Here is a 12,677-nt window from a genome sequence, read left to right on the forward strand (position 1 = left end):
CAGCCACGGGGTCCGGCGGCGTCGGACACGACTGGAGGGGACAGCGACCATGCCGGCCGACGACACCGCGGCCCCGGCGCCCGCCCGGGCCCGGGCAGCCGCCGACGCCCTCGCCGCACGGCTCGCGGCCGCGGGCCGGCGCCTCGCGGACCTGGTCCCGGGCGCCGCGCCGCGGACACCCGCGGGAGTGCGGGCGCCCGCACCCCCGCGGCGGCCCGCGGCCGCCCCGCGCGCCCGTGCGACCGGTCCCCGCGGGGCCGCCGCCCCGCGCACCGGGGCCCGCACGCGGGCCGGGGGCGCGGTGCGGCCGCCGCGCGGCACCGGGGTGCGGGGGCTGTACGAGCGGGCGCGCCGCGCCTGGGACCGGCCGCTCACGGCGTACTACGTGATCCTCGGCGCCAGCATGCTGATCACCGTGCTCGGCCTCGTCATGGTCTACTCGGCGTCGATCATCAAGGCGCTGGAGCTGTCCCTGCCGGCCACGTACTTCTTCCGCAAGCAGTTCGTCGCCGCCGCCATCGGCACCGGTCTGCTCCTGCTCGCCTCCCGCATGCCGGTCAGGCTGCACCGCGCCCTGGCGTACCCGTTGCTGGTGATCACGGTCTTCCTGATGGTCCTGGTCCAGGTCCCGGGCATAGGGCACGCGGTCAACGGCAATCAGAACTGGCTGTACCTCGGCGGCCCCTTCCAGCTCCAGCCCAGCGAGTTCGGCAAGCTGGCGCTGATCCTGTGGGGCGCGGACCTGCTCGCCAGGAAGCAGGACAAGCGGCTGCTCGCGCAGTGGAAGCACCTGCTCGTGCCGATCGTCCCCGTGGCCTTCCTGCTGCTCGGCCTGATCATGCTGGGCGGTGACATGGGAACGGCGATCATCCTGACGGCCGTCCTCTTCGGCCTGCTGTGGCTGGCCGGCGCCCCCACGCGGCTGTTCGCGGGGGTCCTCGGCGTCGTCGCCGTCATCGGCGTGGCGCTGGTCCGCGGCAGCGACAACCGCATGGCGAGGGTCGCCTGCCTGGGCGCCACCGACCCCGGCCCGGGGGACGCCTGCTGGCAGGCGGTCCACGGCATCTACGCCCTGGCGTCCGGCGGATGGTTCGGTTCCGGCCTGGGGGCGAGTGTGGAAAAATGGGGCCAACTCCCCGAACCGCACACCGACTTCATTTTCGCCATCACCGGGGAGGAACTGGGGCTGGCGGGGACGCTGTCGGTGCTCGCCCTGTTCGCGGCTCTAGGCTATGCGGGTATTCGCGTGGCCGGACGCACGGAGGACCCCTTCGTGAGGTACGCCGCGGGAGGTGTGACCACCTGGATCACGGCCCAGGCCGTGGTCAACATCGGTGCGGTGCTCGGCCTGCTGCCGATCGCCGGTGTCCCCCTCCCGCTGTTCTCCTACGGGGGCTCGGCCCTGCTGCCGACCATGTTCGCCGTCGGGTTGCTGATCGCCTTCGCGCGTGACGAGCCCGCCGCGAAAGCGGCCCTGGCCGGCCGGGAGCCCCGTTTCGGCGGCCGGGCCGGGGTGAGTTGGATGTCGATGCGACGGCGCGTCAAGAAGCGTCCGTCCGGAGAGCGGTGAATTTCGGTGCATGTCGTACTCGCCGGCGGGGGGACCGCCGGCCACATCGAGCCCGCGCTCGCCCTCGCGGATGCCCTGCGCAGGCAGGACCCGACCGTGGGGATCACGGCCCTCGGCACGGAGCGGGGCCTGGAGACCCGTCTGGTGCCCGAGCGGGGCTACGAGCTGGCGCTCATCCCCGCCGTGCCGCTGCCGCGCAAGCCCACCCCCGAGCTGATCACCGTTCCCGGGCGGCTGCGCGGCACGATCAAGGCCGCCGAGCAGGTCCTGGAGCGCACCAAGGCGGACTGCGTGGTCGGCTTCGGCGGCTACGTGGCGCTGCCCGGGTACCTGGCCGCCAAGCGGCTCGGCGTACCCATCGTCGTCCACGAGGCCAACGCCCGGCCCGGCCTGGCCAACAAGATCGGTTCCCGGTACGCCTCCGCGGTCGCCGTCGCCACGCCCGACAGCAAGCTGCGCAACGCCCGGTACATCGGCATTCCGCTGCGCCACTCCATCGCGACCCTGGACCGCGCCCGGGTGCGCCCCGAGGCGCGTGCGGCGTTCGGCCTCGACCCCAACCTGCCCACCCTGCTGGTCTCCGGCGGCTCGCAGGGCGCCCGCCGCCTCAACGAGGTCGTCCAGCAGGTGGCCCCGGTGCTCCAGCGGTCCGGGATCCAGATCCTCCACGCGGTCGGCCCGAAGAACGAGGTGCCACACGTCGACAACATGCCCGGTATGCCGCCTTATGTTCCCGTATCGTATGTGGACCGGATGGACCTCGCGTACGCCGCGGCCGACATGATGCTCTGCCGCGCGGGCGCGATGACCGTCGCCGAACTCTCCGCCGTCGGGCTCCCCGCCGCGTACGTCCCGCTGCCCATCGGCAACGGCGAGCAGCGGCTCAACGCCCAGCCGGTGGTCAAGGCCGGCGGCGGCCTGCTGGTCGACGACGCCGAGCTGACCCCCGAGTGGGTCCAGGGCAACGTCCTGCCGGTGCTCGCCGACCCGCACCGGCTGTACGAGATGTCCCGCGCCGCGGCCGAGTTCGGCCGCCGGGACGCCGACCAGCTGCTCGTGGGCATGGTCCACGAGGCGATCGCGGCACGCCGGTAGGGGCGGGCCAGGGCTGAGGGAGGGGCAGGGAGCATGGCCGGACCGATGACCGCCCGGCGCGGCGCGGAGGGGTCCGCGGGCGCGTCGCCGGGCCGGAGCCCCCGGGGGACCGGCCCGGGGCGCGGCGGGGGCGTGCGGCGCCTCCCGCCGCGCCCCCGCATCCTGCTCCTCGCCCTCGCCGCCGCGGCGTCCGCCGGCGGGGCGGTCTGGCTGCTGTACGGCTCCCCGTGGCTGCGGGTCGAGAGCGTCTCCGTCTCGGGCACCCGCGTCCTGACTCCCTCCGAGGTCCGCTCCGCGGCGGCCGTCCCCGTCGGCTCGCCGCTCGCCTCCGTCGACACGGACGCCGTCGGGGAGCGGCTGCGCCGCGCCCTGCCGCGGGTCGACTCGGTCGAGGTGGTCCGTTCGTGGCCGCACGAAATCGGCCTCGAAGTGGTCGAACGCCGACCCGTCCTGCTGGTTCGGCGGGGCGGGAAGCACGTCGAGGTGGACGCGGAGGGCGTCCGCTACGCCACGGTCGCCACCGCCCCCGCCGGGGTGCCCCTGCTCCACCTCCCCGCCGGGCGGTCGCCCAGCCTGCGCCGCTTCGGGGCGGAGCGGCTGGCCCGGGAGGCCGTGGGCGTGGTGGCCGGGCTCCCGGAGCGGATCGGCCGCGACCTCCGGTCCGTCCGCGTCCGCTCGTACGACTCCCTCACCCTGGAGCTGAGAGGGGGCCGCACGGTGTTCTGGGGGAGCGGGGAGGAGCGCGAGGTGAAGACGCGCGCGCTCCTGGCTCTGATGAAAGCGGCGCCCGAGGCGGGGTACTTCGACGTGAGCGCCCCCAGCGCCCCTGCGGCGTCGCGGAGTTGACGCACGTATGTGCTGGCCAGCACCCTGGTTGGTCAGCGCTGTGGGTGATCACATAGGGTGAAAAGAAAAACGGGAGGTTCGGCGTGTTCGTTGAACGCGCGCCGCTTGTCGACTTAGTGTCCTGTTCGGAAGAGTGCAAGGAGCAGGCACACTGGTAACCCTAAACTTCAACGTTAGGGTTTGGGTCGGCGATTCGGACCGTCCCTTCGGCATCCGCCGTCGCGGCGCGCCACGCAGCGCGAAGCGGCGGCACGTAACTCGAGGCGAGAGGCCTTCGACGTGGCAGCACCGCAGAACTACCTCGCAGTCATCAAGGTCATCGGTGTCGGCGGCGGTGGTGTCAATGCCATCAACCGAATGATCGAGGTCGGTCTCAAGGGCGTCGAGTTCATCGCCATCAACACGGACGCGCAAGCGCTGTTGATGAGTGACGCCGACGTCAAGCTGGACGTCGGCCGCGAACTCACCCGCGGCCTCGGGGCCGGGGCCAACCCGGCAGTCGGCCGCAAGGCGGCAGAGGACCACCGCGAGGAGATCGAGGAGGTCCTCAAGGGGGCCGACATGGTCTTCGTCACCGCCGGCGAGGGCGGCGGCACCGGAACCGGTGGCGCGCCCGTCGTCGCCAACATCGCGCGCTCCCTCGGCGCGCTCACCATCGGTGTGGTCACCCGCCCCTTCACCTTCGAGGGCCGGCGCCGCGCGAACCAGGCGGAGGACGGCATCGCCGAGCTCCGCGAAGAGGTCGACACCCTCATCGTCATCCCCAACGACCGGTTGCTGTCCATCTCGGACCGCCAGGTCAGCGTGCTGGACGCGTTCAAGTCCGCCGACCAGGTGCTGCTCTCGGGCGTCCAGGGCATCACGGACCTCATCACCACCCCGGGCCTGATCAACCTCGACTTCGCCGACGTCAAGTCGGTCATGTCGGAGGCCGGTTCGGCGCTCATGGGCATCGGCTCCGCCCGCGGCGACGACCGCGCCGTGGCCGCCGCCGAGATGGCGATCTCCTCACCGCTCCTGGAGGCGTCCATCGACGGCGCCCGGGGCGTGCTGCTCTCCATCTCCGGCGGCTCCGACCTCGGCCTGTTCGAGATCAACGAGGCCGCCCAGCTGGTCAGCGAGGCCGCCCACCCCGAGGCCAACATCATCTTCGGCGCCGTCATCGACGACGCCCTGGGCGACGAGGTGCGGGTCACGGTCATCGCGGCCGGCTTCGACGGCGGCCAGCCGCCCGCCCGGCGCGACAACGTGCTCGGCACCTCGACCGCCAAGCGCGAGGAGTCCGCCTCGCCGGCACCCCGCGCCTCCGAGCCCGTCCGCTCCGCGAGCGGCGGTCTCGGCACGGTCCCGGTGCGCGAGGAGCCCCCGGCCGTCCCGGCCGAGCCCGCTCCGGCCGTCGTCGAGAGCCCGCTCCCGGCCGTCGCGCCGCCGTCGATCCCGACGACGCGCCCGTACGCGGACAGCCAGGCGGAAGAGCTGGACGTCCCGGACTTCCTGAAGTGACGGCCGCGAAGTGACCCTGACGTGATAGAGCGGCACGACACCGCGGACGGCGCCCACTTCGCCTTCACCGACCGGTGGGGCGGGGTGAGCGCCGTTCCGTACGAGGAGCTCAACCTCGGGGGCGCCGTGGGCGACGACCCCGCCGCCGTACGGCGGAACCGGAGGATCGCGGCCGAGCGGCTGGGCGCGGACCCCGAGTCGGTCGTCTGGATGCACCAGGTGCACGGCCGGACCGTCCACGTGGTCGACGGCCCCTGGCCGACGGAATCGGAGGTTCCGGAAGGCGACGGCGTCGTCACCGCCCGGAGGGGGCTGCCGCTCGCGGTCCTGACCGCGGACTGCGTCCCCGTCCTCCTCGCCGATCCGGTCGCGGGCGTCGTGGCCGCGGTCCACGCGGGGCGGCCGGGGATGGTGGCCGGGGTCGTCCCGGCGGCGGTCGAGGCCATGGTCGCGCTCGGGGCGGAGCCGTCCGGGATCGTCGCCAGGACCGGCCCCGCCGTCTGCGGGCGCTGTTACGAGGTCCCGTCGGCCATGCGGGACGAGATCGCCGCCGTCGAGCCGGCCGCCCGGGCCGAGACCTCCTGGGGAACGCCGGCCGTCGACGTGGTCGCCGGGGTCCACGCCCAGCTGGAGCGGATGGGAGTCCGGGACAGACGGGCCTCCGGGGTCTGCACCCGCGAGTCGGAGGACCACTTCTCGTACCGCCGGGACCGCACGACGGGGCGACTCGCGGGATATGTCTGGCTTGACGGGGACGCTACCCGGCCGAAGGCGGGGGGAGGATAGGGAATGACCGATCGCAGGACCGAACTCGCCGAGAACCTCGCGCGGGTGGAGGAACGTATCGGCGCCGCCTGCGCGGCGGCCGGGCGCAAGCGCGAGGACGTGACCCTGATCGTGGTCACCAAGACCCACCCCGCGAGCGACGTCCGGATCCTCCACGGACTCGGGGTCCGCCACGTGGCGGAGAACCGGGACCAGGACGCGGCCCCCAAGGCCGCCGCGTGCGCGGATCTCGATCTGACGTGGCACTTCGTCGGTCAGCTCCAGACCAACAAGGTACGATCCGTGGTCGATTACGCCCGGGTGGTGCAGTCGGTCGACCGGGTGAAGCTGGTCTCGGCGCTGTCGGCCGCCGCCGTGCGGGCCGGGCGGGAGCTGGACTGCCTGGTGCAGGTCGCACTCGACGCCGGGACGGACGGGCGGGGCGCGCGCGGCGGCGTCGCGCCCGAGGGGGTCGAGGAACTGGCCGCCGCGGTCGACGGCGCGCCCGGGCTCCGGCTCGGCGGGCTGATGACGGTCGCGCCGCTGACCGGCCCCTACGCGAGGCGGCAGCGCGCGGCGTTCGACCGGCTGATGGAATTCTCATCCCGTCTGCGTGCGACCCGCCCTGCTGCGAACATGGTGTCGGCGGGCATGAGCGCGGACCTCGAGGACGCGGTGGCGGCCGGGGCGACACATGTGCGCATCGGTACGGCGGTACTCGGAGTCCGCCCCCGGCTCGGGTAACGTCGCGAAGCAAGTCGGACCACAGTAGAAAATATGGTCATTTCCGCCGAACGGCGGTCAGGCCCAGTGGATCGCGGGCGCGACCCGACGTTGCCGATCCACCACAGAGCGGAGGAATCGGAGAATGGCCGGCGCGATGCGCAAGATGGCGGTCTACCTCGGCCTCGTGGAGGACGATGGGTACGACGGCCGGGGGTTCGACCCCGACGACGACTTCGAGCCCGAACTCGAACCGGAGCCCGAGCGTGACCGGCGTCACCACCAGCCCCCCCGTCAGGTGGAGCGCGAGGAGCCGGTCCGCGCGCCGGTAGTGCAACCCCCGGCACAGCGCGAGCCCGTTCCGCTTCCCGCTGAAAGCGGACGACCTGCCCGAATCGCCCCCGTGGCGTCCATCACACCTGAACGCCCGAGCCTGGAGAAGAGCGCACCGGTGATCATGCCCAAGGTCGTGTCCGAGCGGGAGCCCTACCGGATCACCACGCTCCACCCGCGAACCTACAACGAGGCCCGTACCATCGGGGAACACTTCCGCGAGGGCACTCCCGTGATCATGAACCTCACGGAGATGGACGACACGGACGCGAAGCGACTTGTCGACTTCGCCGCCGGTCTCGTCTTCGGGCTGCATGGCAGCATTGAGCGAGTGACGCAGAAGGTGTTCCTGTTGTCGCCTGCTAACGTCGATGTCACGGCGGAGGACAAGGCCCGCATCGCAGAGGGCGGATTCTTCAACCAGAGCTGAGACACGACACCGGGAACGGCCCGGCCGGCAGGCCGGTACAGAGAGCCAGGGGAGAGGGAACGCGGGATGGGTATCGCACTACAGGTGATCTACATCGCGCTGACGTGCTTCCTGATCCTGCTGATCTTCCGACTGGTCATGCAGTACGTCTTCCAGTTCGCCCGTTCATGGGAACCCGGCAAGGCGATGGTGGTCGTCCTGGAGGCCACCTACACTGTCACCGATCCACCACTGAAGCTTCTGCAGCGGTTCATCCCGCCGTTGCGTCTCGGAGGCGTGGCACTCGACCTGTCCTTCTTCGTTCTGATGATCATCGTCTACATCCTCCTCGACATCGCGGGTAGCTTCGCGATGAGGGTGTGAGCGATACGGCCCTGCCGACTGCCGACGACTACGTAGAGGTGAAGAAGAATGCCGCTGACCCCCGAGGACGTGCGGAACAAGCAGTTCACGACCGTCCGTCTCCGAGAAGGCTATGACGAGGACGAGGTCGATGCCTTTCTCGACGAGGTCGAGGCCGAGCTGACCCGCCTGCTCCGAGAGAACGAGGACCTGCGCGCGAAGCTGGCCGCCGCGACGCGCGCGGCCGCGCAGAGCCAGCAGCAGGCGATGCGCAAACCGCCGGAGCAGCAGGAGCGCCCCGTCGGTCCCGGCGGTCCGGTGCCCGCCGCCATATCGGGCCCGCCGGTCCAGCAGCAGCCCCCGCAGATGGGTCCCCCCAGCTGCCCGGTGGTGCCCCCCAGCTGCCGGCCGGTCCCAGCCACGGCGGACCGCAGGGTCCGCACGGCCCCGGGCCCATGCAGGGCGGTCCCATGGGCGGCCCGATGGGCGGCCCCATGGGCGGTCACGGTCCGGGGATGCCCCAGCAGGGGCCCGGCGGCGACAGCGCTGCGCGCGTCCTGTCGCTCGCCCAGCAGACCGCCGACCAGGCGATCGCGGAGGCCCGTTCCGAGGCCAACAAGATCGTCGGTGAGGCCCGGTCGCGCGCCGAGGGACTGGAGCGGGACGCCCGCGCCAAGGCCGACGCGCTGGAGCGGGACGCGCAGGAGAAGCACCGCGTCGCGATGGGTTCCCTGGAGTCCGCCCGCGCCACGCTGGAGCGCAAGGTCGAGGACCTGCGTGGCTTCGAGCGCGAGTACCGCACGCGGCTCAAGTCCTACCTGGAGAGCCAGCTGCGCCAGCTGGAGAGCCAGGGCGACGAGTCGCTGGCCCCGCCGCGCACGCCGTCCGCGGCTCCGTCGCTGCCGCCGTCCCCGTCGATGGCGTCGGCCGGCGCGAGCGGCCCGTCGTACGGCGGGGGCCAGTCGATGGGTGGTGCCCCCACGATGGGCGGCGCCCCGTCCTACGGCGGCCAGCAGCAGATGTCGCCGGCCATGACGCAGCCGATGGCGCCGGTGCGGCCGCAGGCCCCGCAGCCGATGCAGCAGGCCCCGTCCCCGATGCGCGGTTTCCTCATCGACGAGGACGACAACTAGGAGCCGAAGGCAGTCGGCGAGGGCCGGGCCCGGGACACACGTCCCGGGCCCGGCCCGTTTCCGTCCCGCGCGGCGGCGACCCGTGCCCCCGCACCGGGGCTTGGCGGTGCGGGGGCACGGGTCGCGGGACTACGGCGTCCTGCGGAGGCGGAAGGTCAGGGACAGCGCCTCGTCGGTGAACGGCTCGCCGAACGACCCGTCCCCCTCGCCGCGCGCGAGGTCCGTGGCGAGGACCTCCTCGGCGATGAGCCCGGCGTGCCCCTCCAGGGCGGACGCGACCTCGGGGTCCGTCGACGACCAGCGCAGCGCGATGCGGTCCGCGACGTCCAGGCCGCTGTTCTTCCGCGCCTCCTGGATCAGCCGGATGGCGTCGCGGGCCAGGCCCGCCAGGCGCAGCTCCGGGGTGATCTCCAGGTCGAGGGCGACCGTCGCGCCGGCGTCGGAGGCCACCGACCAGCCCTCGCGGGGGGTTTCGGTGACGACGACCTCCTCGGGCGTGAGGGTGATCGTCTCGCCGCCGACCTCCAGCGTCGCCCGGCCCTCGCGCAGCGCCAGCGACAGCGCGGCGGCGTCGGCCTCGGCGATCGCCCTGGCGACGTCCTGGACGCCCTTGCCGAACCGCTTGCCCAGGGGCCGGAAGTTGGCCTTGGCGGTCGTGTCGACCAGGGAACCGCCCACCTCGGACAGGGAGGCCAGCGACGAGACGTTCAGCTCCTCGGTGATCTGGGCGTGCAGCTCGGGGCCCAGCGACTCGAAGCCGGGCGCGGCCACCAGCGCCCGCGACAGCGGCTGCCGGGTCTTCACGCCGGACTCCGCGCGCGTGGCGCGTCCCAGCTCGACCAGCCGCCGGACGAGCGCCATCTGCTGCGACAGCGCCGGGTCGATCGCCGACGGGTCCGCCTCGGGCCAGGTCGACAGGTGGACCGACTCGGGGGCCTCCGGCGTCACCGGCACCACCAGGTCCTGCCAGACCCGCTCGGTGATGAACGGGGTCAGCGGGGCCATCAGGCGCGTGACGGTCTCCACGACCTCGTGGAGCGTGCGCAGCGCGCCCTTGTCACCCTGCCAGAACCGGCGCCGGGACCGGCGCACGTACCAGTTGGACAGGTCGTCCACGAACGCGGAGAGCAGCTTGCCGGCGCGCTGCGTGTCGTACGCCTCCAGCGCCTGCGTCACCCGGTCGGTCAGCGTGTGCAGCTCGCTCAGCAGCCAGCGGTCCAGGACGGCGCGCTCGGCCGGGGCCGGGTCGGCGCCGGACGGGGCCCAGCCCGCCGTGCGCGCGTACAGGGCCTGGAAGGCGACCGTGTTCCAGTAGGTGAGGAGCGTCTTGCGGACGACCTCCTGGATGGTGCCGTGGCCGACGCGGCGGGCCGCCCACGGGGAGCCGCCGGCCGCCATGAACCAGCGCACCGCGTCCGCGCCGTGCTGGTCCATCAACGGGATCGGCTGGAGGATGTTGCCCAGGTGCTTGGACATCTTGCGGCCGTCCTCGGCGAGGATGTGGCCCAGGCACACGACGTTCTCGTAGCTCGACCGGTCGAAGACGAGGGTGCCGACGGCCATCAGCGTGTAGAACCAGCCGCGGGTCTGGTCGATGGCCTCGGAGATGAACTGCGCCGGGTAGCGCTTCTCGAACAGCTCCTTGTTCCTGTACGGGTAGCCCCACTGCGCGAACGGCATCGAGCCCGAGTCGTACCAGGCGTCGATGACCTCCGGCACGCGGGTCGCGGTGAGCGCGCAGCCCTCGTGGGTGCAGCCGAACGCGACGTCGTCGATGTAGGGGCGGTGCGGGTCCAGTTCCGACTGGTCCGCACCGGTCAGGTCGGTCAGCTCCGCGCGCGAGCCGACGCATGTGAGGTGGCCCTCCTCGCAGCGCCAGATCGGCAGCGGGGTGCCCCAGTAGCGGTTGCGGGAGAGCGCCCAGTCGACGTTGTTGTCCAGCCAGTCGCCGAAGCGGCCGTGCTTGACGGAGTCCGGGAACCAGTTGGTCGCCTCGTTCTCCTCCAGGAGCCGGTCCTTGACGGCCGTGGTGCGGATGTACCAGGACGGCTGCGCGTAGTACAGCAGCGCCGTGTGGCAGCGCCAGCAGTGCGGGTAGCTGTGCTCGTACGCGATGTGCCGGAACAGCAGGCCGCGCGCGTCGAGGTCGGCGGTGAGCGCCTCGTCGGCCTTCTTGAAGAACGCGCCGCCGACGAGCGGGACGTCCTCCTCGAAGGTGCCGTCGGGGCGGACCGGGTTGACGACCGGCAGGCCGTAGGCGCGGCAGACCCTGAGGTCGTCCTCACCGAAGGCGGGGGCCTGGTGGACCAGGCCCGTGCCGTCCTCGGTGGTGACGTACCCGGCGTTGACGACGAAGTGCGCGGCCTGGGGGAAATCCACCAGCTCGAACGGGCGCCGGTAGGTCCACCGCTCCATCTCCGCGCCCGTGAACGTCGGGCCGGTGGCCTCCCAGCCCTCGCCGAGGGCCTTCTCCAGCAGCGGCCGGGCGACGACGAGCTTCTCCCGGCCGTCCGTCGCCACCACGTACGTCACGTCGGGGTGGGCGGCGACCGCCGTGTTGGACACCAGCGTCCAGGGGGTCGTCGTCCACACCACCAGGGAGGCCTCGCCCGCCAGGGGGCCGGAGGTCAGCGGGAAGCGGACGTAGACGGAGGGGTCGACCACCGTCTCGTAGCCCTGCGCCAGCTCGTGGTCCGACAGGCCCGTGCCGCAGCGGGGGCACCAGGGGGCGACGCGGTGGTCCTGGACCAGCAGGCCCTTGTCGAAGATCTGCTTCAGCGACCACCACACGGACTCGATGTACTCGGGGTCCATGGTCCGGTAGGCGTCGTCCAGGTCGACCCAGTAGCCCATGCGGGTCGTCAGCTCGGCGAACGCGTCGGTGTGCCGGGTCACGGACTCGCGGCACCGGGCGTTGAACTCGGCGATCCCGTACGCCTCGATGTCCTTCTTGCCGGAGAAGCCCAGCTCCTTCTCGACGGCGAGCTCCACGGGCAGGCCGTGGCAGTCCCAGCCCGCCTTGCGGGCCACGTGGTAACCGCGCATGGTCCGGAAGCGGGGGAAGACGTCCTTGAAGACGCGGGCCTCGATGTGGTGGGCGCCCGGCATCCCGTTGGCCGTGGGCGGGCCCTCGTAGAAGACCCACTCGGGGCGGCCCTCGGACCGTTCGAGGCTCTTGGCGAAGACCTTGCCCTCGCGCCAGAAGTCGAGCACGGCGTGCTCGAGGGCGGGCAGGTCGATCTGGGCGGGCACCTGGCGGTACTGCGACATCGGGTCCTCCGGCGGACAGGTTCGTCGTTCCGTCGGAGGGACGAGAGCGCGTGCTCCCGCGGTACCACCCTCCTTGGCACCGGGCACACCGGCCCGGAGCCCCCTCGTTCGGGTCGCGAAGCCGGTTCTACTGACCTTGTGCCCGCGGGCGGGGCCCACCGTCCAAGGCGTTCTTCCGGCGGCTCCGGGGTGATGCTTCACGTCGGGCTCGCCCCCGGGCTCTCACCGTCCCCGGATCGCTCACGGCCGCGTGCGACGTTACTCGTCCCCATCCACGCCTTTCGCTGCGCCCAGTGTACGGGCCCGCGCCGACCCCGGCCGACACGCCGTCCGGGCACGGCGGGGCGGGGAGGGCGGAACGGGCGCGGGGGCGCGACCGGCCCGGAGCGGGGCGTCCGCCCGGCGGCCGGCGGGCCGGGCGCACGGCGCGCGGGCTCGACTGGTCGGGTACCGGGTGTCCGGTACGGGCGGCGTGCCCAGTTGCCGCGGGACCGGAGTCGATTTATCGTCCCAGCACGATTCGCGAGCAAGATCACAATATGTGAAGGGGCCGCGGCATGGTGGCGAAGAGGACCGCAGTCGAGAGGGCGGCGTCGGCGCGGTCGGCACCGGGCGGGGCCACGGGCGGTGGGAAGGCACCGGCGACCGCGGCCGGGGCGGCGGCGTC

General features: G+C 72.7%; 9 protein-coding genes and 1 pseudogene. 9 read left to right on the forward strand and 1 reads right to left on the reverse strand.

The genetic code is table 11. The features are described from left to right. The first annotated feature begins 49 nt into the window (after positions 1 to 49). The 9 genes and pseudogenes from ftsW to LUW75_RS18975 all read left to right on the forward strand — a co-directional run bounded on the left by ftsW (position 50) and on the right by LUW75_RS18975 (position 8,740). Positions 50 to 1,570 (forward strand): putative lipid II flippase FtsW, encoded by a 1,521-nt coding sequence (gene ftsW, locus LUW75_RS18935; protein WP_250336681.1) that lies wholly within the window; start codon positions 50 to 52, stop codon positions 1,568 to 1,570. Positions 1,571 to 1,576: 6 nt separating this feature from the next. Further along, the gene (gene murG, locus LUW75_RS18940) at positions 1,577 to 2,665 is read left to right on the forward strand and encodes an undecaprenyldiphospho-muramoylpentapeptide beta-N-acetylglucosaminyltransferase (RefSeq protein WP_250336682.1); all 1,089 of its coding nucleotides are present in this window, start codon (positions 1,577 to 1,579) and stop codon (positions 2,663 to 2,665) included. A gap of 33 nt (positions 2,666 to 2,698) precedes the next feature. Further along, the gene (locus tag LUW75_RS18945) at positions 2,699 to 3,511 is read left to right on the forward strand and encodes a cell division protein FtsQ/DivIB (RefSeq protein WP_250336683.1); all 813 of its coding nucleotides are present in this window, start codon (positions 2,699 to 2,701) and stop codon (positions 3,509 to 3,511) included. Between the two features lie 279 nt (positions 3,512 to 3,790). Continuing rightward, positions 3,791 to 5,014 (forward strand): cell division protein FtsZ, encoded by a 1,224-nt coding sequence (gene ftsZ / locus LUW75_RS18950; protein WP_250336684.1) that lies wholly within the window; start codon positions 3,791 to 3,793, stop codon positions 5,012 to 5,014. Between the two features lie 21 nt (positions 5,015 to 5,035). Then, on the forward strand, positions 5,036 to 5,800 hold the full coding sequence (gene pgeF, locus LUW75_RS18955; RefSeq protein ID WP_250336685.1) for a peptidoglycan editing factor PgeF: 765 nt from the start codon (positions 5,036 to 5,038) through the stop codon (positions 5,798 to 5,800). A gap of 3 nt (positions 5,801 to 5,803) precedes the next feature. Continuing rightward, positions 5,804 to 6,523 carry a YggS family pyridoxal phosphate-dependent enzyme gene (locus LUW75_RS18960; RefSeq protein ID WP_250336686.1) on the forward strand — a complete coding sequence of 240 codons (720 nt, stop codon included), beginning with the start codon at positions 5,804 to 5,806 and terminating at the stop codon, positions 6,521 to 6,523. A 124-nt stretch (positions 6,524 to 6,647) separates the two neighbouring features. After that, positions 6,648 to 7,265: a cell division protein SepF gene (locus LUW75_RS18965; RefSeq protein ID WP_250336687.1), complete on the forward strand. Its 618-nt coding sequence runs from the start codon at positions 6,648 to 6,650 to the stop codon at positions 7,263 to 7,265. A 66-nt stretch (positions 7,266 to 7,331) separates the two neighbouring features. Beyond that, a complete protein-coding gene (locus LUW75_RS18970; protein WP_250336688.1) occupies positions 7,332 to 7,628 on the forward strand; it encodes a YggT family protein in 297 nt (98 codons plus the stop codon). Between the two features lie 48 nt (positions 7,629 to 7,676). Continuing rightward, positions 7,677 to 8,740: pseudogene (locus tag LUW75_RS18975) on the forward strand (DivIVA domain-containing protein). 129 nt (positions 8,741 to 8,869) lie between these two features. Here the strand turns inward: LUW75_RS18975 and ileS are convergent. Further along, positions 8,870 to 12,010, reverse strand: a complete 3,141-nt coding sequence (gene ileS / locus LUW75_RS18980; RefSeq protein WP_250336689.1) for an isoleucine--tRNA ligase — start codon at positions 12,008 to 12,010, stop codon at positions 8,870 to 8,872. Positions 12,011 to 12,677: the final 667 nt, after the last annotated feature.

The sequence above is a fragment of the Streptomyces sp. MRC013 genome (assembly GCF_023614235.1).
Classification (GTDB): domain Bacteria; phylum Actinomycetota; class Actinomycetes; order Streptomycetales; family Streptomycetaceae; genus Streptomyces.